Here is a 268-nt window from a genome sequence, read left to right as displayed (position 1 = left end):
CATTGTGATTGTCATGCATGATATTAATTTTGCATCATCATATTCGGATAGGATCGTTGCACTCAAAAATGGTAAAGCAGCTTATTGTGGAACACCGAAAGAAATTATGCAGATAGAAATTCTTAAAGACATTTATGATGTAGATATTCAGATCAAAACAATCGATGGTGTACCAATCGCCCTTTATTATCAATGAATTCCTCTCACTTATCAATAATCATAAAGATTCTTTTTTGAGCTTGCGTGCACTGCAAAATCTGCTAAAAAT

The 268-nt window shown here is 32.8% G+C and carries 1 pseudogene; it reads left to right on the top strand.

The features are described from left to right. Window positions 1-196, top strand: a pseudogene (locus tag ACFIK8_RS10230) (iron ABC transporter ATP-binding protein); the annotation flags it as partial. Window positions 197-268: the final 72 nt, after the last annotated feature.

The organism is Bartonella sp. MR168JLCBS, assembly GCF_042194175.1.
The sequence above is the reverse complement of the archived record's forward strand: the minus strand, read 5'-3'. Positions and strand labels throughout refer to the sequence as shown.